Consider the following 22,079-nt stretch of genomic DNA (forward strand, 5'->3'; position numbering starts at 1 on the left):
CCCGAGGAGTCCCGCTCATGATCCGTACTCTCCCCGGCCGTACCGATCATGTCGTGGTCGTGGGTGCCGGACTGGCCGGGCTGTCGGCCGCGTTGCATCTGCTGGGCGCGGGGCGGCGGGTGACCGTGGTGGAGCGGGAGGCGCTGCCGGGCGGGCGGGCCGGGCGGCTGGAGCTGGACGGGTTCCGGATGGACACCGGGCCGACGGTGCTGACCATGCCGGACATCGCGGACGAGGCGTTCGCGGCCGTCGGGGACAGCCTGCGGGCGCGGGTGGAGCTGGTGCCGCTGGACCCGGCGTACCGGGCGCGGTTCGCGGACGGCAGCGCTCTGGACGTGCGGACCGGGGCCGGGGCGATGGCGGCCGAGGTGGAGCGGTTCGCCGGTCCCGGTGAGGCGGAGGGCTATCTGCGGCTGCGGGCCTGGCTGGAGAAGGTGTACCGGGCGCAGATCGGCCGGTTCATCGATGCCAACTTCGATTCGCCGCTGGGGCTGCTGAACGCGGATCTGGCCCGGCTGGCGGCGCTGGGCGGGTTCGGTCGGCTGGACGCGCGGATCGGCGGGTTCCTCAAGGACGAGCGGCTGAAGCGGGTGTTCACGTTCCAGGCGCTGTACGCGGGCGTGCCGCCGAGCCGGGCGCTCGCGGCGTACGCGGTGATCGCGTACATGGACACCGTGGCCGGGGTGTACTTCCCGCGCGGCGGGATGCACGCCCTGCCCCGCGCGATGGCGGACGCGGCGGCAGCGGCGGGTGCCGAGCTGCGCTACGGCTCATCCGTGAACCGGCTGGAGCGGTCGGGCTCGCGGGTCACGGCGGTCGTCACGGACCGCGAGCGCATCCCGTGCGACGCGGTCGTACTGACCCCCGATCTGCCCGTCGCCTACGGGCTGTTGGGGCGGCGGCCCCGGCGTCCGCTGCGGCTGCGGCACTCGCCGTCGGCGGTGGTGCTGCATCTCGGCACGGACCGGACCTGGCCCCAACTCGCGCATCATACGATCTCGTTCGGCAACGCCTGGCGGGAGACGTTCGACGAACTGACGCGCGGCGGGCGGCTGATGAGCGATCCGTCGCTGCTGATCACCCGCCCCACGGCGACCGATCCGGGACTCGCCCCGCCGGGCCGCCATCTGCTCTACGTCCTCGCGCCGTGCCCCAACACCGAGGTGGGTCCGGGCGCGCGGGCGTGGGAGGGGCTCGGTCCGCGCTACCGGGACGTGCTGCTGCGGGAGTTGGAGCGGCGCGGCCTGGACGGGATCGGGTCGTCCGTGGTGTGCGAGCGGTTGGTGACCCCGGCGGACTGGCGGGCGTGGGGGCACGCGGCCGGGACGCCGTTCTCGGCGGCGCACACCTTCGCGCAGACCGGTCCGTTCCGGCCGCGGAATCTGGTGCGGGGCACGGAGAACGCCGTCCTCGCCGGGTGCGGGACCACTCCGGGGGTGGGCGTCCCGACGGTGCTGCTGTCGGGGAAGCTGGCCGCCGCCCGGATCGCCGGACCGCCGGGGCGCGGCTCCGGCCGTGCCCGTACCTCATCGGCCCACCGGAAGGAGCTGACCGTATGACCCGGCGCGAACTCGACGCGGCAGGCATCACCGATCCGGTGCTGCGTGCCGCCTACCGGCGGTGCCGCGCGCTCAACGCCCGGCACGGCAGGACGTACTTCCTGGCGACCCGGCTGCTGCCGGTGGAGCGGCGGCCCGCCGTGCACGCGTTGTACGGGTTCGCGCGCTGGGCCGACGACATCGTGGACTCGATGGATCCGGGCGTCCGTCCGGAGCGGCGGGCGGCCGAACTGGCCGCGCTCCAGACGAGCCTGACCGACGGGCTGCGCGGCGGGCCGAGCGAGGAGCCGGTGGTGCTGGCGCTGGCGGACACCGCGCGCCGCTACGGCATTCCCCGGCGGCACTTCCGGGACTTCATGGCGGCGATGAGCGCCGATCTGGTGGTCACGGAGTATCCGACGTACGCCGATCTGCGGGGCTACATGCACGGGTCGGCGGCGGTGATCGGGCTCCAGATGCTGCCCGTGCTGGGCACGGTGGTGCCGCGTGCGGAGGCCGAGCCGCACGCGGCGGCGCTCGGGGTGGCGTTCCAGCTGAGCAACTTCCTGCGGGACGTGGGCGAGGACCTCGACCGGGGCCGTGTCTACCTCCCCGGCGACCTGCTGGCGGCGCACGGTGTGGACCGCGCCCTGCTGCGCTGGAGCCGCGCCACGGGACGCCCGGAGCCCCGGATCACCGCCGCGCTCAAGGAATTCGCGGCTCTCACCCGGGGTGTCTACCGCGAGGCGGCGCCGGGGCTGCCGATGCTCGACCCGGTGTCCCGCCCCTGCATCCGGACGGCGTTCGTGCTGTACGGCGGCATCCTGGACGCGGTCGCGGCGGACGGGTACGCGGTGCTGCACCGGCGGGCGGTGGTCCCTCGTGGGCGCCGTGCGGTGGTGGCCGCCGACGGTCTCACCCGTCTCGCGGCGGCCCGCCTCCGGGCGCGTGAGGCACGGCAACCGAAGCCCCGCGAGCGGACGTTCGTCGCTGCCGGGCCGCTGTCCCGGCGTGCCGCGGCGCGGCATGCCGTACCCCAGGAGGTCGCGTGAGTGCCGAACGGCCGTCCGGACGCGGGCGGTTCCCCCTGTCCCTGCGGCGTCATGCCGTGCCGTGGGAGCGGCAGCGGCCGACCTGGCGTGAGGCCAAACCCTCCGTGATCGCCGCTGCGTTGAAGCGGGCGCAGGGGCGTCCGTCGGGCAACTGGTTCGTGGTCGGCGCCAGTCGGGGCCTGCGCGCGGACCGTCCGCTGTCCCGCACCGTCGCCGGGCGGGAGGTCGTCGTGTGGCGTGGGGCGGACGGGCGGCCGGTGGCGGGTTCCGGTGTCTGCCCGCATCTGGGGGCGCCGCTCGGGGACAGCCCGGTGCGCTGCGGCACGTTGGTGTGCCACTGGCACGGACTCGCCCTCGACGGGGCGCCGTTCGCCGGGTGGAGTCCGTTCCCGGCGTACGACGACGGGGTGTTGCTGTGGGTGCGGCTGGACGAGGTGGGCGGCGAGACGCCGTCGGACACCCCGGTGGTGCCCCGCAGGCCCGACGCGGCCCGTTCGCTCGCGGCGGTGTACGTCGGCATCGGGGTGTGCGAGCCGGAGGACGTGGTCGCCAACCGGCTGGACCCGTGGCACGGCGCGTGGTTCCACCCGTACTCGTTCGTGGATCTCACCGTGGTGGACACTCCGGCGGATTCCGGGGGCGACGGGGCGGACGGGTTCACGGTGGACGTGTCGTTCAAGGTGGCGGGGCGCCTGGTGGTTCCGGTACGGGCGGTGTTCACGGCGCCCGAGCCGCGTACGGTCGTGATGCGCATCACCGACGGTGAGGGACGGGGCTCGGTGGTGGAGACGCACGCCACCCCGCTGGGCGCGGACGCGCGGGGCCGCCCCCGTACGGCGGTCGTCGAAGCGGTGGTGGCCGCCTCCGGGCGCCCCGGCTTCGCCTTGGCCCGCCGGGCGGCCCCGGTCCTCCGGCCGCTGGTCCGCGCGGCGGCCGGGCGGCTGTGGCGTGACGACCTGGCCTACGCGGAACGGCGCTGTGAGCTGCGGTCCACGGGGCGTTTCCCCGGATAGCGGCGCGCACCGCCGGGCGGCGCGGCGGGCCCCGTACGGGTGGCCGGTCGGACCTGCCGGGCGGGGGCAGGGGGTTGGCCGGATCGGTCCGCACGCGCGGGTTTGGAGACGGCGCCTCCCCGGGTCCGCGCCCGCCCGCAGGCAGGCATACGCGCCCGAAGTCCGCACAGTGGTCGTAAAATCCGGCCACCGCAGCCGCTCCGACATGCCCGTTTTCCGTACAACGTCCCTTTTTCCGGCGTCCTTTGCCTGGTCCGGAATCGCCGGGCTCTGGCCGACCACCCCGGAACTTGGCATATTGCATGGCCGGGTGACTTCTTGAATACGCTGAGCAGCGCCGCCCCGGCGGGTCCAGCGACCGCCGGCCACACGTGGGGAGAACGTGCGTACCACAAGGAAGATGCGTCGGCTCGTGAAGGAGCTGATCGATCCCATCAGCGTCCCGCTCCCCGCCGATCCGGACGACCTGCTGCGGGCGCTGGTCGAGTCCGCGACCCGGTGGCGCGGGCGCCCCATCGTGGTGCACGAGGTCAACTTCCCGCCGCACACCACGACCACCGGGCTGTGGCTGAACCGCGAGACACGGGACGACGTGATCATCGAGGCGGACGCCCCGCCGTGGATGAAGCTCGTCATCCTGGGCCACGAGGTGTGGCACATGGCCGACGACGACCCGGACCAGAGCACGGGCCACGAGGCCGGTGCCCCCGCCCTGCCGGACGGCGAGGGCACGCACGCGACGGCGGCGCGGACCCGGTTCTTGGAGGCGGCCGAGCAGCGGGCCGACCTGTTCGGGATGCTGATCGGCGACAAGCTGCGCCCGTGGCTGGAGGCGTCCCCCGACTCCGCCTACGGCGCGCACCGTGACGTGGGCGACGACCTGGCCAGCCGGATCGGCGCCGCCCTCGACTACCGGGGGACCGGCAGATGAGCGGCCTGATCAACTACGTCAGCTTCGGCATCCTCTGGCTCGGACTCCTCGTGAAGGCCCCGGACCTGATCCGGAACCGGCGCGACCCATTCCTGCTGTCCATCACCGGAGTGCTGGCCTCCGCCTCCCTGTGCTTCCTGTTCGGTGCCCCGCCGACCGTCGGGTTCATCAACCGGGTCAGCGGGGTGCCGAACCTCGCGGCACCGCTGACGTACGGCGCGATCACCGCGTGCGGCGCGGCGCATCTGGTGCTGATCGTGTGCTGGCGCGGCGGGCCCGGCATGGTCCGCTCGGCACTGCGCTGGGTGCTGGGCTACACGGCCGTGCTGGTCGGGATCGCGGTGACGTTCGCGCTGGGCGAGACCCCGGTGGAGCGGCGCACGGACTTCGACACGTACTACGCGACGACGCCGTTCGTCGCGGAGATGATCGTGCTGTACCTGCTGGCGCACCTGACGGCGGTGTCGCTGAGCGCGTTCCGGTCGCTGGGCTGGGCCCGGCACGTGCACGGGCCGCTGCGGGCGGGGCTGCTGACGATGGGCACCGGCACGGTCGTCACCGCCGGGTACAGCTCGGCGAAGACGGTCGCCGTGGTCGCCGGGTGGTCGGGGCGGGACTGGTCGTTCCTCGGCACGGACCTCGCGCCCGCCTGCGCGGGTCTGGGCGCCGCGCTGACCGTGACCGGCATCATGATCCCGCTGGCCTGGCACCACCTCGCCACCCATGTGCGGACCTGGCGCGAGTACGTGCGGCTGCGGCCGCTGGAGCGGGCGCTGGAGGACCTCCTGGACCGCGAGTACCTGCGGGTGCCGCGTCCGTCGTGGCCGTCGGCGCACGGCTGGCTGACCTGGCGGCAGAACAGCGTCTACAACGGACTGTCCTACCTGGACCGGCAGTTGGACCAGGGCCTGTACCGGCGGGTGTACGCGGACCGGCTCGCCGCGACCGGTGACCCGGACCGGGCGGAGGCGGCGGCCTGGGCGTCGGCGGTGGTCGCGGCGACCCGGTCGGCGCGCGTGCGGGACCAGCACCACGCACCGGACCCGGCGGAGGCCGCCGCCCCGGCCCGGCCGGGCCTCCCGGCGCTGCTGCGCATCGCCGACGAACTCTCCGCCGTGCGCGGGAGCGGGTCCGGCGCTCCCGTGCCGCAGGGCGTCCCGGCGCGGTGACCGGCGTGCCGTGCTCCCCGCTCCTCCCCCACCCCCCACAGGCACCGCGCCGGGCACTGAACGGAGTCCCCCGACCATGAGTCTGGTCGTGTACACGACGGCATGCTTCCTCGGACTCGCGGCCCTGCTGCTGTTCCGCAGACCGCGCACCGCGCTCGGCGACCCGCTGATCGCGTCCACCTGCGTGTCCACGTTCCTCGGCGGGGTGTGCTTCTTCTGCTCCGCGCCGGTCACCCTGGCCGCCGTGAACCGGCTGACCGGCGTGCCCAACTTCGGCGCGCCGATGACCTACGGCGCGATCTCCGCGTACAGCGCGTCGCTGCTGGTGCTGCTGATCAACTGGCGGGGCGGGTCCGGGCGCCGGGTGCGCCGCTGGCTGTGGGGGGTCGTCGGCGCGTACGGCCTGCTGGTCGTCGCCGTGGTCACGCTGTTCGCGCTCGCGGACGCGCCCGAGGAGCGGCTCACCGACCTGGACACGTTCTACGCGAACACGCCGTACATGCGCGAGATGATCGTGCTGTACCTCGTGGGGCACGCGGTGTGCACGCTGATCATGCTGGCGGTGTGCCTGCGCTGGTCGCGCGAGGTGACGGGGCTGCTGCGCACGGGGCTGCGGCTGATCATCGTCGGGGTGGGGCTGGACGTCGTCGGGTTCGTGCTGGCCAAGATGACGGCGGTGGTGGCCCGGTGGAGCGGGCACGACCTGGACTTCCTGTCCACGGTGGTGGCGCCGCCCGCCGCGTCGCTCGGCGGCCTGATGTACAGCATGGGGTTCCTCATCCCCCGGCTGCTGCCCGCCGCCCGCGCCCAGTGGCGCAGTGCCTGGGACTACCGGGCGCTGGCCCCGCTCTGGTCGGAGCTGGAACGCGTGCCGACCGCGCCGAAACCGTCCGCGTCCCGCTGGCAGTTGCCACGCGGTCGCCTCTACTACCGTGAACTGCGCATCCTGGACGCCCTGCTCGCCCTACAGACCCGCTACGACGGGCGGATCAGGGAGCGCGCCTACGACGAGGCGCGGGCGGAGGGGGTACCCGCCGACGAGTCGCGGTACGTGGCCGTGGCGGCGATGGTGGTGGTGGCGGCCCGGCAGGTGCACCGGTCCGCCTGCGCCGACGATCCGGCCGGTGCCTCCCGGCTGCGCACCGCCGAGTTCTCCGAGACCGGCGAACTGGTGCGGCTGGCACGGGCGTTGACGGGGTCCTCGGTGGTCAGACGGGCCCGCGAGGGTACCGTTAGCACCTCTTTTGGCTGAACTCTTTCGGCCGAACATTCTCTTGGCTGGAACAACGAGGAGCATGATGTCGCGTAGAGCTGTCGTCATCGGTGCCGGAATAGCCGGCATGCTCGCCGCAGCGGCTTTGTCCACGGCCGTGGACCACGTGATCGTGCTGGACCGCGACGAACTTCCCGCCGTGCCCGAGCACCGCAGGGGCGTGCCGCAGGGTCGGCACGCGCATCTGCTGATGCCGGGCGGGCTCGCGGCGATGGAGGACCTGCTCCCGGACGTGGACATGCGCGGGCATCTGCTGGCCTCGGGCGCGCGGGAGCTGTCGCTGAGTTCGGGGATGCTGGCGCTGACGCCCGCTGGCTGGTTCCGGCGGTGGCGGCGCGACGAGCACCTGATGATGACGTGCAGCCGGGCCCTGCTGGACTGGGCGGTGCGGACGGCAGTGCTGCGCACACCGGGCATCGAGGTGCGCCGGGCGCACGTCACCGGACTGCTGGGCACGGACCGGCGGGTGCGGGGGGTGCGGATCTCCGGGGTCGGGCAGGAGCCGCTGGATGCGGAGCTGCTGCGGCTGGTGGGGGCGGACGGTGCGGGTGGCTCGGGGGGCGGCGGTTTCGGGGCCTCCGGGGGTGGCGGTTCCGGGGCTTCTGGGGCTTCCGGGGGTGGCGGTTCCAGGGCTTCCGGGGGTGGCGGGGACGACGTGCTAGAAGGCGCCGGAGGTGGGGGCGCCTTGGAGGCGGACTTCGTCGTGGACGCCAGCGGTCGCGGCACCCGTGTCGTCAACTGGCTGAACGCGCTGGGCATTCACGACATCCGGGAGCGGAACATCGACTCCGGGCTGGTCAACGCGACGCGCGTGTACCGGACTCCGGCGGGCGCCGAGGAGTGGCCGCTCACACTGGTGCAGCCGAATCCCTACACGGGTCGGCCGGGGCGCAGCGGCATGATCGTGCCCATCGAGAACGGCCAGTGGATGGTCAGCCTCGGCGGCTCGCGCGGCGGTGAACCGCCCAAGGACGAGGACGCGTTCCTCGCCTACGCGCTGGCGCTGCCGAGCCCGCTGGTGGGCCGCCTGATCGCGGACGCGGAGCCGGTGACCGGGGTGTTCACCAGCCACAGCACCAGCAACTCCCGCCGCTATCTGGAGAAGTGCCGTGTCTGGCCCGAGCGGTTCGTGGCGCTGGGCGACGCGGCGGCCACCTTCAACCCGCTGTACGGGCAGGGCATGTCGGTCGCCGCGCTGGGCGCGCTGGCGCTCGGCCGTGAGCTGGGCCGGGACGCGCTGGCCGCGCCGGGTCTGTCGCGCAGGGTGCAGCGGGCCGCGTCGGAGTCGGTGGAGTCCGCGTGGACGCTGGCCGTGAGCACGGACGTGCTCTACCCGGACGTCAAAGGCGGTCGGCCCACCTTCGGCGACCGGCTCGCGGCCGCCTACTCGCAGCGGCTCACCTCGGCGGCGACCGGCTCGTACGCCGCCGCCTCCGCACTGTGGGACGTGACCGGGATGCGGTCGGGTCCGGGGCGGCTGATGCGTCCGGCGACGGTGCTCGCAGCACTGGCCGGATCTCCCCTGCCGCCGCTGTCGGGGCCGCCGCTGACCTCGGGGGAACGAGCGTTCCTGGGGGGGCTGGGAGAGCGGAGTGGGCGGCAGGAGGCATCTCCGGCCTCTTCCTGAGCTTGGGGGTGGGGTTCAGGCGGGGCTGGGGGTGGGTGCGGGACTGGGGGGGCGGGGCTGGGGTTTGGGACCCGGGGGGATGGGGCGCGGAGCGCCTAGTGCCGGGTGCGGGGTGTGAGGGGGCACTGGGTGCGGGCGCCGGGCGCGGGATGCTGGGCCGGGTACGGCGCATCGGGTGCGGGGCGCGGGGTCTGGGGCACTGGGCGCCGGGCGCCGGGCGCGGGATGTGGTGCGCCGGGGGGCGGCGCATCTGGTGCGGGGCGCGGGAGTGGGAGTGGGGCGCCGGGTACGAGGTGCGGGCGGGGGGTTAACCCCCGGTCGGACAGGGGTGGTGGCCCTTCGTAAGGACGGTGGTGAGCTGGCTGTTTCCGGCGCCGCCCGGTCCCGAGGATGGTGGTCATGACGATCTCCTCGGACACCGCTCTCCCGACCTTCCCGGCTCTCCCGCCGGGCCGACTACTGCCCGACCCGGTGGAGGACCGGGCGGGCAGCGACTTCGCACGGCTCTCCCGGCGGATCGCGGCGGCGGGGCTGCTGGAGCGGCGCCCCGGCTACTACACAGTCCGCCTCAGCCTCGTGGTCGTGCTGTACGCGGGCTGCTGGACGGCGTTCGCCTCTCTCGGGGACAGCTGGTGGCAGCTCGCCGTCGCTGCGTTCCTGGCCTTCGTGTTCGGTCAGGTGGCACTGGTCGCGCATGATCTGGCCCACCGTCAGGTCTTCCGGAGCCGCCGCGCCTCGGAGATCGGCGGGCGGATCTTCGGCAACCTGGGCATCGGCATGGGGTACGGCTGGTGGACGCGCAAGCACACCCGCCATCACGCCAACCCCAACCACGAGGACCTGGACCCGGACGTGGCCCCGGACATTCTCGTGTGGTCCACCGGTCAGGCCCGCCGCAGCACGGGGCTGGCCCGGCTGATCGGTGGCCGACAGGCGCTGCTGTTCTTTCCTCTGCTCACCCTGGAGGGGTTCAACCTGCATGTCGCCGGGGTGCGGGCGCTCCGGTCTGCGTCGATACGGCACCGGGTACTGGAGGGCGGGCTGCTCCTGGTCCACTTCGCCGCGTATCTTGCCGCGCTGTGCGTGGTGCTGCCGCCGGGCAAGGCGGCGCTGTTCCTGCTGGTGAACCAGTGTCTGTTCGGTGTCTATCTGGGCTGCACCTTCGCCCCGAACCACAAGGGGATGCCCACCCTGACCGGGGAACAGCGGCTGGACTTCCTGCGCCGACAGGTGCTGACCTCGCGCAACGTACGGGGCGGTCCGCTCACCGATGTGCTGCTGGGTGGGCTCAACCATCAGATCGAGCACCATCTGTTCCCGAGCATGCCGACGGTGCATCTGCGCCGCGCGCGGCCGATCGTGCGGGCGTACTGCGCGGAGGCGGGGGTGCCGTATCACGAGACGGGGCTGATCGCGTCGTACCGCGAGGCGTTGGCCCATCTGCACCGGGTGGGCGAGCCGATACGCCGGGGCACCCGCGTCTGACCGGGCGAGTGGGTGTCCGGTCGGCGGAGCGGCGCGTGAAGGTCACCGGACCTTCACAGGGATTTTCCGGTGCCCGGCGACGGCAGGGGGCACCCGGTTCCTGTCGTCGCTGGAAGGAAACCAAGGTGATCGCCGTCGCTGTTTCGGTACTGCCGGTGCTGGGTGTCCTGCTCTTCGCGATGGACCGTCTGGAAGACCGTGTCCTCGGAGAGCCGACGGCGCCGCGCCACAAGCGGGTCCGCCGTCATCTGCGGCTGGTGCACAGCTCCGATGGTGGCGGGGGCGGCGCGCTTCCGTCCGCCGGGGAGCACCCCGAGGCCGCGTGAGCCGGACGGCCCGTCGCGCGAGGGACGGGGTGGCCCGCGCCTCGGTGCGGGCCACCTCTCACCGTGCGGGACGACTCGGCGGGACGACGGTGGGCGACGGCGGGAGAGCGCGTGAACGTGATCGGGCGGTCCGGGACCGGCGGGTGGCGGCTTTGTGAGCATGCGGTGCGTACGGCTCCGACCGGGCGTGATCCCCGGCAGCCGGGTTACCCGGAAGCCATGACGAAGCTGCATCTTCCAGGGCGAAAAGATCATCACGCGGACGGGGACGTCGGCGCGACGGAACCCGACCTGAAGGTGCCGTCGCCCGAGGAGGTCGGTCCCGCCCCCGAGGTCGAGGAAGCCGCACCCGACACACCCACCGATCTGTCGAAGCGGGCATGGGGCGCGGTGCTGAAGAACTCGCTCCGTGAGTTCAAGCGGGACGAGCTGACCGACCGGGCGGCGGCGCTCACCTACTACGGGGTGCTCGCGCTGTTCCCCGCGCTGCTGGTGCTGGTCTCGCTGCTCGGCATGGCGGGCGCTTCCACGACGGACCGGGTCCTGGACAACCTCCGCCGGATCGCGCCGGGTTCGGCTCGGACCGTGATCACCGACGCCGTGGAGCAGTTGCAGAGCCACGCGGGTGTCGGCTCGGTCATGGCCGTGGTGGGTGTGGTCCTGGCGGTGTGGTCGGCGTCCGGTTACGTGGCGGCGTTCATGCGCGCGGCCAACGCCGTGTTCGACATCCCGGAGGGGCGGCCGGTCTGGAAGATCCTGCCGGTGCGGGTCGGGGTGACGGTGGTGCTGATGGTGCTGGCGGTGGCCGGTGCGCTCATCGTCGTCTTCACCGGTTCGCTGGCGAACCAGGCGGGGCAGGCGCTGGGCCTGGGCGACACCGCGGTGACGGTCTGGTCGATCGCCAAGTGGCCTGTGCTGGTGCTGCTGGTGACCGTGATGATCGCCATTCTGTACCGGGCCACGCCGAACGCCCGCATCACGAGCTTCAAGTGGATCACGCCGGGCAGTTTCCTGGCCCTGCTGGTGTGGCTGATCGCCTCCGGCGGCTTCGCGTTCTACGTCGCCAACTTCGCCTCGTACAACAAGACGTACGGGACGATGGCGGGCGTCATCGTGTTCCTGGTGTGGCTGTGGATCAGCAACCTGGCGATTCTGATGGGCCTGGAGTTCGACGCCGAGGCGATGCGCCGACGGGCCGTGGAGGGCGGGCATCCGCCCGAGGCCGAACCGTACACACGTCCCCGTGACACCCGTGCCTGGGACGAGGCGGACGTGCGGCGGCTGGACGACATGTGAGACCTGCCGGGGGGGACGCGGCAGGCCGAGGACAGAGAACGAAACGACGGGAGGTGATCGCCGTGTCGAGTACCGAGGCACATCGTGCGCCGGGCGCGCAGAACGGCTCGGAGCCGGTGGGCGAACTGGTACAGCGGGCGTCGCAGCAGCTTACGGAGCTGGTGCGGGGTGAACTCCGCCTGGCCCAGGCGGAGATGAAGGAGAAGGGCAAGCGGTACGGCAAGGGCGGCGGGCTGTTCGGCGGGGCGGGTCTCGTCGGGTTCCTGATGCTGGAGGCGCTGGTCGTCACGGCCATCGCGGGGCTCGCGGTGGCGCTGCCGGTGTGGGCGGCGGCGCTGATCGTGACCGCGGTGCTCGGCGCGCTGGCCGCCGTGCTGGCCCTGACCGGCAGGAAAGAGGTCGTCGCGGCCACCCCGCCGACCCCGGAGCAGACCATCGAGAACGTGAAGGCCGACGTGGCCGAGATCAAGGAGAGTGCGCACCGATGACCCAGCCTCCGCACGACGAGCGGACCGCCGCGAGCCCCGAGGAGCTGCGCGAGCAGGTCGAGCAGACCCGGCACGAACTCGGCGAGACCGTCGAGGCGCTGGCCGCCAAGGCCGATGTGAAGGCGCGTACGCAGGAGAAGGCCGCCGAGGTCCGGGAGCAGGCCGCGGTGAAGGCCGGTGAGCTGAAGGACCAGGCGGCCGTGAAGGCGGGCGAGCTGCGGCAGCGCGCCACCGACGGCGCGGAGCGGCTGCGGGCGAAGGCGGCCGACGCGGGCCGCCAGGCCCAGGACCGGCTGCCCGACCAGGCCCGCGACAAGGCCGCCCGGGCCGCCGGGCAGGCCCGCGTCGCGGCGGACCGTGCCGAGCGGCTGTGGGAGGACAAGGCCCCGGAGCCGCTGCGGCAGCGGGCCGCGCAGGGTGTCCGGCTGGCGCGCGACAACCGCAAGGCGCTGCTGGCGGCGACCGGTGTGGCGCTGGTGTGGCTGACGGTGCGCCGCCGCAAGAACTGACCGGCCGACGGTCGGCAGGGCAGGGGAGGTTCGGTGCTGTGGGGGCGCCGGACCTCCCCGGTCTGTCCCGGGGGGCGCGGCTTGTTCCGGCGCGCGGGAGGCGGCTGCGGGCGCGGTGGCGCCGGGTGCCGGGGCGCGGATGGGCTCGGTGGCGTCGGGTGTCCGGGGGTGGAGTCGGGAAGGCGCGGGTGTCCGGGCGGGCGCGCCCGTGCGACGCGGGCCGCGGGCGGCGGCGGGGGTCAGGCGGGTACGGGGGTGCGGTCGCCGTCGAGGATGGCGTGTTCGAGGTGCGAGGCGGTCTCACGCCACTCGGGTGCGAGGGCGGCGTAGGTGGTGACGTCGTGCCAGGCGCCCCCGGTGCGGAAGAGTTGCCGCAGGGTCGCCTCGGGGCGGAGTCCGGCGGCGAGCATCACCTCGCGCATCCGGGTGTGGTCGGCGCGGTGTCCGGCCCAGATGCGGTGCAGGCCGAGCCGCCCGAAGCCGTACGCCATGAGCAGCCGTCCCGCTTCGTGGCCGTGGCCGCTGACGGAGGCGCCGGGCAGCAGGACGAGGCCGGTGAGCATGCCGTTGCTGCCGTAGTCCTCGACGAGCAGTCCCATCGTGCCGAGCATCGTGTCGTCGCCGGGGGCGCACACCACGAGGGTGTGTTTGCGGCGCGGGTGGGCGAAGGGCTGGGCGAGGGTCTGGGCGAACGCGTGCTGCACCTGGTGGTCGTCCATGCGGTCGCTGCCGAGGTAGCGGGTGAGCAGCCGGTGGGTGTGGATGCGGGTGAAGGGCGGCAGGTCGGTGGGGCGCATCTCGCGCAGCCAGAGGTGCGCGCCGTGCAGTTCGGGGACGGTCGTCATGAGGCGGCTCCCACCGGCGCCGGGACGGGGGCGGGCGCGCCGCCGACGAGGGTGTCGAGATCGACGTAGTAGCGGCCCGAGGGCAGTGGGCGGCCGAGCAGGACGCGGCGGGCGGCGTCGGTGACGAGGGCGCCGCCGAGCGCGACCCCGCTGGCGAGCTGGGGCCAGCTGGACAGGCTGGTGCCGATCCGGCCGAGGGCGTCGGTCATGGCCGGGCTGATCCGGCTCGCATCGACCACGCGGAGCAGGAACTCCACGGCGGCGGCGGGGTCGAGGTCGCGGACGTCGGCGGCGGTGAGGTCACCCGCGCGGCCGTGGAACAGAGGGCGCCCGTGTTCCTGGTCGAAGCGTTCCACGTCGAGGAGACCCCGGTCGTTGGCGTCCATGAGCACCGGGACGCCCCGGAGGCGGGCGTGTTCGCGGGCTGCGACCTTCACCCAGGGGGTGTCGCACTCCTCCACGAGCAGGTCGATGGCGGGTGCGTCGGCCGGGCCGAAGAAGTCGCCGATGGTGTCCTCGGTGACGCCCTCACGGTGGATCTCGATGTCGAGGTAGGGGTCGATCTCGTACATCTGGCGGGCGGCGAGCACGGTCTTCTCGATGCCGAGGTCGTGCACCCCGGCGCGCAGCCGGTTGAGGTTGGAGAGGCTGACCCGGTCGAAGTCCGCGAGGCGGAACGATCCTCCAACGCCTTCCTGGGCGCAGGTCAGCGCGGCACTGTTGCCGACGGACAGCCCGATGACACCGATACGGCGGCCGAGCAGCGCCTTCTGCTCCTCGCGGGTGATCTTGTCGCGGTTGCGGTCGGTGCGGACCAGCCGGAAATCGTCCTCGGGGAGCAGGTGGACGAGCCGTCCGGACCAGGGGTACCAGACCCAGGTGCCGTATCGCTGGGGCGACGCGGAGCAGCGCAGGTCGGCCGTCGCGCGGGCCATCCGCCCGGCGTCGAAGCGCTCACCGGGGTGCAGGCAGCGCACCAGCTCTTCGAGCTGTTCCTCGATGCGGTCGTGGATCTCGCGGACGGCGCCGGAGTCACGCAGTGTTGCGAGAGCCGCCGCCGTACCGTCCGCGCGGGCGTCCAGCAGGACGGGACGGTGGGCGTCCTGCGGCGGGTCGTGGGCGTCCGGGCATGACGGGGTCCGCCCGGAGGCGGAGAGGTGTGTTGGGGTCACGGAAACGGACGCTAGCAGTCCGGTGATCTTGGAAAACGGAGCTTCACTCGGGGGCGCACGCTCGAATTGATGCTCGACCGAGAGTGCCACCAGCGCACAACCGGGACGCTCCTTACGCGCCTGTGCGCCCCGGTTCCGCTGCCCGCGCCGCGCTCAGAGGACGCGGGCCACGCCCGCGTAGATGCCGCTCTGCTCGATGGTGTGCTCCGGGGTGCCCCGGTACCAGTCGGTGGCGGTGACGAGACCGGGCTCGACGAGTTCCAGACCGTCGAAGAAGCGCGCGACCTCCTCGCGGGTGCGCAGGCCGAGCCGGATGCCGCCCTTGGCGTACTCTTCGGTGACCTTGGCAGCCAGGTCGGAGAAGATGTCGGAGGCGGCGTGCGAGAGCACGAGGTAGCTGCCCGAGGGCAGCTTGGCGACCAGATCGCGCACCAGGCCGTACGGGTCCTGGTCGTCGGTGATGAAGTGCAGCAGCGCGATCAGGGACAGCGCAACGGGCTTGTCGAAGTCCAGGGTCTGCCGGGCCCGTTCGACAATCTGCTCCGGGTCGCGGACGTCGGCCTGGACGTAGTCGGTGGAACCCTCGGGGCTGCCGACGAGGAGCGCCTCGGCGTGCCGCAGGACGATCGGGTCGTTGTCGGCGTAGACGACGCGCGCGGCCGGGGTGATCTCCTGGACGACCTGGTGCAGGTTGGGCGAGGTGGGGATGCCGGTGCCGATGTCGAGGAACTGGTCGATGCCCTGCCCGGCCAGCCACGCCACAGCACGGCGCATGAACTCGCGGTTCTGCCGGGCGGCGTCCCGCGCCTCCGGCGGCAGCTTCTCCCCGACCGCCTCGTCCACGGGGTAGTTGTCCTTGCCGCCGAGCAGCCAGTCGTAGACACGCGCCGGGTGCGCCGTGCTCGTGTCGATCTGCTGGGGGCTGGGTGTGCCGGTCGTCATGGTGGGCTCCGTCGCGCGTTCGTGGCCGAAGAATACGGACGATCATTGAGTGTGGCACATCATCATCCTTACGTGGAACGGGAGTTGACTCCGCGACCGGCCCGGCGCGCACCACGGCACGCCGACATCACCTTCGGTGACGGGGCGATGGCGGGGCGCTCATGAAGGCGGCGGGAGCGGCCGTCCGTTTCGGCACGTTCAACGTCCTGCACGGGCGGCGGATCGGCCCGGACGGCCGCCCGGAGCCGGAGCGTCCGGCGGGCGCACCGGACACGAAAACGGGCACCGACCTGGGCTCGACCCCGGTCCCCGGCTCTGTCCCTGGCGCGAGCGTGAGCACGGGTGCGGACGCGGATGGGGGTGCGGACGCGGGTGCGGGACTGCGCGAGGCCGTGCGGTCGCTGGACGTGGACGTGCTGGCCCTCCAGGAACTGGACCGGCTCCAGGTCAGGTCCGGCGGCGCCGACCAGGCGGCGGAGTGCGCCGGGGCGGCACGCGCGGCGGACTGGCGCTACGCCTCGGCCGTGCACGGCAGTTACCTCCCGGACGCGGGCTGGACACCCTCCCCCACCCACCGGGGCCTGCACACCCTCGGCCCGGACAGCGCCGCAAGCAAGAGCCGGGACACGGGTACGAGCCAGGAGGTGCCCTCTCACGGCATCGCCCTGCTCACCCGCCTCCCCGTACGCCGCTGGCACGTCCGGCGTCTGCCCCCGGCCCCGGTAGGTTTTCCGCTCCGGGTGCCGGGCCGACCAGGTCTGACCCCGGTACGGGACCAGCCCCGAACGGCACTGGCGGCCGAACTGATCGGCCCCCAAGGCCCGTTCACCGTCATCGCCACGCATCTGTCGTTCGTACCCGGCTGGAACTGCGCCCAGTTGCTGGCCCTCCACCGCTGGACGGCGGACATGCCTCTCCCCCACGTCCTCCTGGGCGACCTGAACCTGATCGGAGCCGTACCGGCCACCGTGCTCAACTCGGCTTCTCTCAGACTGCCTTGGCACACACGCCCGGCGCCCGGGCCGAGGTGGCGCACCCTGGCCCGCGCCGCCACCTACCCCTCGCACCGGCCGCTGGTGCGTTTCGACCACATCCTCGGGCGCGGCGTGACCGTCTCGGCGGAGGTACGGGCGCCGAGGGCGGAAATCTCCGATCACCGGCCGCTGGTGGCTGAGTTGAGGCTCTGAACACGGCCCGACCGCTGGTGGCCGAGTGACCACTCTCAACACGGCCCGCCCGCTAGTGGCCGAGTTGACGCTCTCAACACGGCCCGTGTCCCCCACCGTTCACCCCCGCTTCACCGCCCCCACCATCCGCCCTCTTCCGCCTCACCGTCCGACCCCCTAGCCTCACCACGCCTCCCTGCCCAACCCCCCTCGCAGAAAGGCGACTTCACTTATGCACCCACCCCTGCTCAGCGCGGCGAAACAGCTCGGAACGGCCGTGGCGGCCGTGGCCGTCGCCGCGTCACTCACGGTGGCGGCCCCCTTCTCCGCACCGGCGGCAGCCGCACCGCACTCCCCCGGCATACAGCCGTCCGCCCTGGTGGACCCGCTGATCGGCTCGGCGGGCGGCGGCAACACCTACCCCGGCGCCACCCTGCCGTTCGGGATGATCGCCTGGTCCCCCACCAGCACGACCGGCGACCAGACCAGCACCGGAGCGGCCAACGGCTACGAGTACAACGCCCAGCGCATCCGGGGCCTGAGCCTGACGCACGTCAACGGTGCCGGATGCAATCCCGGTGCGGCCGGGGACGTGCCGATCATGCCGTTCGTCGGGGACGTCACGTCGTCGCCGTCGGCCGACACCAAGGACGCGGTGTACGCGGCCGACTTCTCCCACGCCGACGAGAAGGCGACGCCGGGCCGGTACACGCTCCGCCTCGCCTCGGGCGCCCGTGCGGACCTGGCCGTCACCGAGCGGGCCGGGGTCGCGGACTTCACCTTTCCGGCGGACCGGCCCGCCAACCTGCTGTTCCGGGTCTCCAACTCGCTGAACGGCAGCGCCGACGCGCACATCGACATCGACTCCGCCCACCGCAAGGTGACCGGCTGGGTGCTGACCGGCGCGTTCTGCGGCCGACGCGCCAACGGCGGGACCAACAACCGCAAGAGCTACTACCGGCTGTACTTCAGTGCCTCCTTCGACCGCGCCTTCTCCTCCACCGGCACCTGGCACGACGCCACCGTCTCCCCCGGCTCGACCACGGCCTCCGGCGGCGAGGGCTACGACACGGGCGCCAACCGCGCCGGACGCGGCTCCGGCGGCTGGGTCGGCTTCGACACCGGCGCCGACAACGATGTCCACATGCGGATCGGCATCTCGTACGTGGATCTCGCGGGCGCCGAGGCCAATCTGCGCCGGGAGACAACGCCCCGCGCGAGCGTCGCGGACGTGGCACGGGATGGCGCCCGCGCGTGGGACCGCGAGCTGGACGCCGTACGGGTCGAGGGCGGCGACACGAATCGCCGTACCGCGTTCTACACCGCGCTGTACCACTGCCTGATGCAGCCGAACCTGATCAGCGACGGGGACGGCCGCTACTGGGGAATGGACCAGGCGGTGCACCGCCTGGAACGCGGACAGCGGGCGCAGTACAGCAACTTCTCCGGCTGGGACCAGTATCGGGCGCACATCCAGTTGCTGGCACTGCTGAAGCCCACCGTGGCGGGGGACTTCGCACAGTCGTTGTTCAACTTCGCGCGGCAGAACGGCGGTACGTGGGACCGGTGGGTGCACGTCAGCGGCGCCACGCATGTGATGACGGGCGATCCCTCGGCGGCGACGCTCGCCACGTTCTACGCGATGGGTGTACGGAACTTCGACTACCGGGGTGCGTTCGACTCCCTGGTCCGGCAGGCCACCGTGCCGACGCCGGACGAGTTGTCGGACGCGGGGTGCCCCGGCCAGTGCGTGGGCCAACGGCCCAATCTCGCGCAGTATGTGGCCTCGCACTACGCGGCGCAGGACGTGTGCCACTGCTGGGGCGGCGCGGCCGAGACGCTGGAGGACGCGGTGGCGGACTCGGCGCTCGCCCAGTGGGCGGCGCTGCTGGGCCGTACGGCCGAGGCGCACGACTTCAGGGAGCGGGCCGCGTACTGGCGGAACGTGTTCAACCCGGACACGGGATACGTCCAGGCCCGTAACCTGGACGGGAGTTGGGTGACGCCGTTCGATCCGGCGAGCGACCGCGGCTTCGCGCAGGGCACCAGCGCCACGTACACCTGGATGGTGCCGCAGGACGTGGCGGGGCTGGCCGCCGCGATGGGCGGCCGGGAACGGGCCGCCGCCCGCCTCGACGGCTTCTTCCACACGGCGGACGGCTCCTGGTCGGTGCGCGGCGGCGACCCGTTGCGCTACGACCCGACCAACGAGCCCGGAATCCACGCCCCTTGGCTGTACAACGCGCTGGGACAGCCCTGGAAGACGCAGGCCACGGTGCGGCAGATCCTGGACACCGTCTACGGCACCGGACCGACCGGGCTGCCCGGTAACGACGATCTCGGCACCATGTCCGCCTGGTACGTCTTCTCGGCGCTCGGCGTCTTTCCGCAGACACCCGGCCGCGCGACCTGGCTGCTCGGCGCCCCGGTCTTCCCGAAGGCCGTCGTTCACCGTGCGGGGCGCCCGGACATCGTGCTCACCGCGCCCGACGCCGACGACGCACACCGGTACGTGAGTGGGGTGCGTCAGGATGGAGCGCCGCTGACCCGTTCCTTGGCGGACGGTGAACTGACGCTCGGCGGAGGGACGTTGGACTTCACCCTCGCCACGGAGCCGGACACCCGGTGGGCGACCGGCGAGGCCGATCTGCCGAAGTGAGCAGCCGCCGACACCGACACCTGCCTACCGGCGGTCCGGAGAATGTCCCGGACCGCCGGTAGGCGTCTCCTCTCAGGCGATCAAACGATCAAGGGATCGGGCGATCAGCCATCGAGCGATCAGGCCGACACAAGGTGACCCGGGTGCAGGACGACCTTGGTGTAGCCCTCGATCCGCTTGTCGAACTTCTCGTAGGCGGCCGGTGCCTGGTCGAGCGGGAACTCGTGCGAGACGACGAAGCTGGGCCGGGCGCGGCCCGCGATGATCATGTCGCGCAACTGCCGGTTGTACCGCTTGACGTTGCACTGCCCGGTGCCCATCTGCTGGCCCTTCTCGAACATCCTCCCGATGGAGACGAGGAGTTGGCCGTGCTTGGCGTGCTCGTCGGGGCCGCCGGGGTCGGAGGGCACGTAGAGGCCGGGTATGCCGAGCATGCCGGTCGGGCGGACGGTGTCCACCAGCGCGTTGAGGACGATGGCGGGTTCCTCGTGGCTGGCGTCGTGCGCCTGGGCCTGGTAGCCGACGGCGTCCACGCCCTTGTCGGTGCCCTCGCCGCCGGTCTGGGCCTTGATCTGCTCGGCGGGGTCGCCCCGGGTGAAGTCGATCGGGATGGCACCGATCTCCTCGGCCTTGGCGAGCCGTTCGGGCACGCGATCGACGGAGAACACCTTGGCGGCACCCCGCAGCAGCGCGGAGTACGCGGCCATCAGGCCGACCGGACCGGCACCGTAGACGGCGACCGTCTCGCCCGGTGAGACCTGGGCGAGTTCGCATCCGTGGTAGCCGGTCGGGAAGATGTCGGCGAGCAGGACGAAGTCGGTCTCGAACTCCTCACCGGCGGGCAGCTTCAGGCAGTTGAAGTCCGCGAACGGCACCCGGAGCAGCTCGGCCTGGCCGCCCTTGTACGGGCCCATCGCCACATAGCCGTAGGCGCCGCCCGCGAATCCGGGGTTGACCGTGAGACAGAACCCGGTCTTCCCCGCGAGGCAGTTCTTGCAGAACCCGCAGGCCACGTTGAACGGCATGACGACCCGGTCGCCCTTCTTCAGGGAGACCACACCGGGTCCGACCTCCTCGACGATGCCGAGGTTCTCGTGTCCGAACACGATGCCCGACTGGGCCGCCGTGCGCCCCTCGTACATGTGCAGGTCGGAACCGCAGATCGCGGTGGACGTGACCCGGACGAGCACGTCGTTGGGATGCTGGATGCCGGGATCATCGACGTCCGTCACCGTGACGGTGAACGGTTCCTCGTATACGACGGCTTTCACCTCTGTCACCTCCGCGTCGCGCGCTGGCCGGTGCGGCGAGGGAGCACCGCTGCCGGGGCACACAGGAAGGCGCGGCCCTCGGTCTGTGCCGTGGCCCCATGCGCTCGCTTCACCGCCGGTATTTCCAGGGAACGCCTGTGCGCCGCCGGTCGCAACCCGGTCGGCGCGGGCCGTCGGCACCCCGGCCCCCGACCGCTTCGCGCCCGCTCCCGCGGCCGTCGGCGGTGACACCGGGCGCACCCATGACCACGCGCGGCCACCCACGGACCGGCATGCCGTGCGGAGCGACACGGCCCGCTTGACGTCGCGGGTAATCGACCGGGCGGGCGGATGCCGGGAAGATCGGAAATGTCGGCGGATCGGGGCACATCCCGCCCGCACCCGCCTTGAACAGCGAGGAGTCGCCATGCCCTACTTCGAGAGCCCCGTCGATGGTGTCCGGCTGCATTACGCCGATCACGGCCCGGCTTCCGGTCCGGTCGCCGTGTTCGCGGCGAGCGCCTATCTGGGGCACGAGATGTGGGAGTCCCAGGCGCTCCCGCTGGCCGAGGCGGGGTTCCGCTGCGTCGGCTACGACCGGCGGGGCCACGGCCGCTCGGACGACGCCTGGAGCGGCTACGACCTGGACACCCTGGCGGACGATCTGCACGGGCTGCTGGCTCATCTGGGGCTCCGCCGGGCGACATTGATCGGGCATTCGGTGGGCGCGGCCGAGGTGGTGCGGTGTCTGACCCGGCACGGCGGCGGACGGGTGGCGCGGGCCGCGCTGGTGTCCGGACTGGTGCCGGGCATCGGCCGCTCCCCCAGCCTGCCGAACGGCATCGGCCCGGAGTTCGTCCAGGCCGACGACGCGGCGTTCCGCGCCGATCGCGCCGCCTACTTCGCCGCGTCGGCGGACGACTTCTTCGCCGCCCACCTCCCCGGCAACCGGGTCTCCCCCGCCTACGTGGACCACCTGATCGCCCGCTGTCTGACCTCCACGCTCCGCGCCTCCGACGCGGTGCGCAGGCTGAGCCTGACCCTGGACGTGACCGCCGAACTGTCCTCGCTGACGGTCCCGTTCCTCCTCGTCCACGGAACCCACGACACCTCGGCACCGCTGCCCGTCACCGGCGAACGGGCCTCCCGCCTGCTTACAGACGCGGACCTGAGGGTCTACGAGGACGCCGGTCACGGCCTGTTCGCCACGCACGGACATCAACTGCTGGCGGATCTCCGCGAGTTCATCGGTGAGCCGGAGTCCCGGACAACGACTCACCGTGAGCTGATGACCCGTCAGGCATAGCTTCAGCGGCAGCCGTTGCAGTTGACGCACCG

At 72.7% G+C, this 22,079-nt stretch carries 19 protein-coding genes; 15 read left to right on the forward strand and 4 right to left on the reverse strand.

Annotated elements, in window-relative coordinates:
- The first annotated feature begins 17 nt into the window (after nucleotides 1–17).
- From crtI to KUM39_RS22390, 12 genes are all read left to right on the forward strand, one after another.
- Nucleotides 18–1,559 carry a phytoene desaturase family protein gene (gene crtI, locus KUM39_RS22335; protein WP_217787534.1) on the forward strand — a complete coding sequence of 514 codons (1,542 nt, stop codon included), beginning with the start codon at nucleotides 18–20 and terminating at the stop codon, nucleotides 1,557–1,559.
- Nucleotides 1,556–2,590 (forward strand): phytoene/squalene synthase family protein, encoded by a 1,035-nt coding sequence (locus KUM39_RS22340; protein WP_217787535.1) that lies wholly within the window; start codon nucleotides 1,556–1,558, stop codon nucleotides 2,588–2,590. The genes crtI and KUM39_RS22340 overlap by 4 nt, the downstream gene beginning before the upstream one ends.
- The gene (locus KUM39_RS22345) at nucleotides 2,587–3,603 is read left to right on the forward strand and encodes a Rieske (2Fe-2S) protein (protein WP_217787536.1); all 1,017 of its coding nucleotides are present in this window, start codon (nucleotides 2,587–2,589) and stop codon (nucleotides 3,601–3,603) included. Before KUM39_RS22340 ends, KUM39_RS22345 begins: the two co-directional genes overlap by 4 nt.
- A 400-nt stretch (nucleotides 3,604–4,003) precedes the next feature.
- The gene (locus KUM39_RS22350) at nucleotides 4,004–4,534 is read left to right on the forward strand and encodes a sortase family protein (protein WP_246620569.1); all 531 of its coding nucleotides are present in this window, start codon (nucleotides 4,004–4,006) and stop codon (nucleotides 4,532–4,534) included.
- Nucleotides 4,531–5,703: a hypothetical protein gene (locus KUM39_RS22355; protein WP_217787538.1), complete on the forward strand. Its 1,173-nt coding sequence runs from the start codon at nucleotides 4,531–4,533 to the stop codon at nucleotides 5,701–5,703. The genes KUM39_RS22350 and KUM39_RS22355 overlap by 4 nt, the downstream gene beginning before the upstream one ends.
- A gap of 76 nt (nucleotides 5,704–5,779) precedes the next feature.
- A complete protein-coding gene (locus KUM39_RS22360; protein ID WP_217787539.1) occupies nucleotides 5,780–6,955 on the forward strand; it encodes a DUF6545 domain-containing protein in 1,176 nt (391 codons plus the stop codon).
- 46 nt (nucleotides 6,956–7,001) lie between these two features.
- Nucleotides 7,002–8,603 carry an FAD-dependent oxidoreductase gene (locus KUM39_RS22365; protein WP_246620577.1) on the forward strand — a complete coding sequence of 534 codons (1,602 nt, stop codon included), beginning with the start codon at nucleotides 7,002–7,004 and terminating at the stop codon, nucleotides 8,601–8,603.
- A 399-nt stretch (nucleotides 8,604–9,002) separates the two neighbouring features.
- Entirely contained in the window at nucleotides 9,003–10,088 is a 1,086-nt protein-coding gene (locus KUM39_RS22370) for a fatty acid desaturase family protein (protein WP_217787541.1), read from the forward strand.
- 125 nt (nucleotides 10,089–10,213) lie between these two features.
- Nucleotides 10,214–10,414, forward strand: coding sequence for a hypothetical protein (locus KUM39_RS22375; protein ID WP_217787542.1), 201 nt, complete (start codon nucleotides 10,214–10,216; stop codon nucleotides 10,412–10,414).
- Between the two features lie 219 nt (nucleotides 10,415–10,633).
- On the forward strand, nucleotides 10,634–11,710 hold the full coding sequence (locus tag KUM39_RS22380) for a YihY/virulence factor BrkB family protein (protein ID WP_217787543.1): 1,077 nt from the start codon (nucleotides 10,634–10,636) through the stop codon (nucleotides 11,708–11,710).
- 62 nt (nucleotides 11,711–11,772) lie between these two features.
- Nucleotides 11,773–12,198, forward strand: a complete 426-nt coding sequence (locus tag KUM39_RS22385) for a phage holin family protein (protein WP_308288204.1) — start codon at nucleotides 11,773–11,775, stop codon at nucleotides 12,196–12,198.
- Nucleotides 12,195–12,707, forward strand: a complete 513-nt coding sequence (locus KUM39_RS22390; protein ID WP_217787544.1) for a DUF3618 domain-containing protein — start codon at nucleotides 12,195–12,197, stop codon at nucleotides 12,705–12,707. Before KUM39_RS22385 ends, KUM39_RS22390 begins: the two co-directional genes overlap by 4 nt.
- Nucleotides 12,708–12,946: 239 nt before the next feature.
- On the opposite strand, the gene KUM39_RS22395 is transcribed toward KUM39_RS22390, so the two are convergent.
- From KUM39_RS22395 to KUM39_RS22405, 3 genes are all read right to left on the reverse strand, one after another.
- Nucleotides 12,947–13,552: a GNAT family N-acetyltransferase gene (locus KUM39_RS22395; RefSeq protein ID WP_217787545.1), complete on the reverse strand. Its 606-nt coding sequence runs from the start codon at nucleotides 13,550–13,552 to the stop codon at nucleotides 12,947–12,949.
- Complete coding sequence (locus KUM39_RS22400; protein WP_308288205.1) at nucleotides 13,549–14,724, reverse strand: ThiF family adenylyltransferase; 1,176 nt, start codon at nucleotides 14,722–14,724, stop codon at nucleotides 13,549–13,551. Before KUM39_RS22400 ends, KUM39_RS22395 begins: the two co-directional genes overlap by 4 nt.
- Before the next feature lie 153 nt (nucleotides 14,725–14,877).
- Entirely contained in the window at nucleotides 14,878–15,666 is a 789-nt protein-coding gene (locus tag KUM39_RS22405) for an SAM-dependent methyltransferase (protein WP_217787546.1), read from the reverse strand.
- Nucleotides 15,667–15,827: 161 nt separating this feature from the next.
- Between KUM39_RS22405 and KUM39_RS22410 the strand changes: the two genes are divergently transcribed.
- Nucleotides 15,828–16,853 carry an endonuclease/exonuclease/phosphatase family protein gene (locus KUM39_RS22410; protein ID WP_217787547.1) on the forward strand — a complete coding sequence of 342 codons (1,026 nt, stop codon included), beginning with the start codon at nucleotides 15,828–15,830 and terminating at the stop codon, nucleotides 16,851–16,853.
- Between the two features lie 211 nt (nucleotides 16,854–17,064).
- The gene (locus tag KUM39_RS22415; protein ID WP_217787548.1) at nucleotides 17,065–19,491 is read left to right on the forward strand and encodes a GH92 family glycosyl hydrolase; all 2,427 of its coding nucleotides are present in this window, start codon (nucleotides 17,065–17,067) and stop codon (nucleotides 19,489–19,491) included.
- Nucleotides 19,492–19,610: 119 nt separating this feature from the next.
- Here KUM39_RS22415 and KUM39_RS22420 read toward each other — a convergent pair whose 3' ends face one another.
- Nucleotides 19,611–20,762, reverse strand: coding sequence for a glutathione-independent formaldehyde dehydrogenase (locus KUM39_RS22420; protein ID WP_217787549.1), 1,152 nt, complete (start codon nucleotides 20,760–20,762; stop codon nucleotides 19,611–19,613).
- 406 nt (nucleotides 20,763–21,168) lie between these two features.
- On the opposite strand from KUM39_RS22420, the gene KUM39_RS22425 reads away from it, so the two are divergent.
- Complete coding sequence (locus tag KUM39_RS22425; RefSeq protein ID WP_217787550.1) at nucleotides 21,169–22,047, forward strand: alpha/beta fold hydrolase; 879 nt, start codon at nucleotides 21,169–21,171, stop codon at nucleotides 22,045–22,047.
- Nucleotides 22,048–22,079 lie beyond the last annotated feature (32 nt).

Source organism: Streptomyces corallincola (genome assembly GCF_019104725.1).
Classification (GTDB): Bacteria; Actinomycetota; Actinomycetes; order Streptomycetales; family Streptomycetaceae; genus Streptomyces; species Streptomyces corallincola.

Bases quoted from the DNA above. Each gene is read 5' to 3' on its own strand.
- KUM39_RS22370 (WP_217787541.1), top strand. From the start codon at position 9,003: ATGACGATCTCCTCGGACACCGCTCTCCCGACCTTCCCGGCTCTCCCG.
- KUM39_RS22350 (WP_246620569.1), top strand. From the start codon at position 4,004: ATGCGTCGGCTCGTGAAGGAGCTGATCGATCCCATCAGCGTCCCGCTC.
- KUM39_RS22395 (WP_217787545.1), bottom strand. From the start codon at position 13,552: ATGACGACCGTCCCCGAACTGCACGGCGCGCACCTCTGGCTGCGCGAG.
- KUM39_RS22340 (WP_217787535.1), top strand. From the start codon at position 1,556: ATGACCCGGCGCGAACTCGACGCGGCAGGCATCACCGATCCGGTGCTG.
- KUM39_RS22425 (WP_217787550.1), top strand. From the start codon at position 21,169: ATGCCCTACTTCGAGAGCCCCGTCGATGGTGTCCGGCTGCATTACGCC.
- KUM39_RS22360 (WP_217787539.1), top strand. From the start codon at position 5,780: ATGAGTCTGGTCGTGTACACGACGGCATGCTTCCTCGGACTCGCGGCC.
- KUM39_RS22355 (WP_217787538.1), top strand. From the start codon at position 4,531: ATGAGCGGCCTGATCAACTACGTCAGCTTCGGCATCCTCTGGCTCGGA.
- KUM39_RS22410 (WP_217787547.1), top strand. From the start codon at position 15,828: ATGAAGGCGGCGGGAGCGGCCGTCCGTTTCGGCACGTTCAACGTCCTG.
- KUM39_RS22380 (WP_217787543.1), top strand. From the start codon at position 10,634: ATGACGAAGCTGCATCTTCCAGGGCGAAAAGATCATCACGCGGACGGG.
- crtI (WP_217787534.1), top strand. From the start codon at position 18: ATGATCCGTACTCTCCCCGGCCGTACCGATCATGTCGTGGTCGTGGGT.
- KUM39_RS22390 (WP_217787544.1), top strand. From the start codon at position 12,195: ATGACCCAGCCTCCGCACGACGAGCGGACCGCCGCGAGCCCCGAGGAG.
- KUM39_RS22365 (WP_246620577.1), top strand. From the start codon at position 7,002: ATGTCGCGTAGAGCTGTCGTCATCGGTGCCGGAATAGCCGGCATGCTC.
- KUM39_RS22405 (WP_217787546.1), bottom strand. From the start codon at position 15,666: ATGACGACCGGCACACCCAGCCCCCAGCAGATCGACACGAGCACGGCG.
- KUM39_RS22415 (WP_217787548.1), top strand. From the start codon at position 17,065: ATGCACCCACCCCTGCTCAGCGCGGCGAAACAGCTCGGAACGGCCGTG.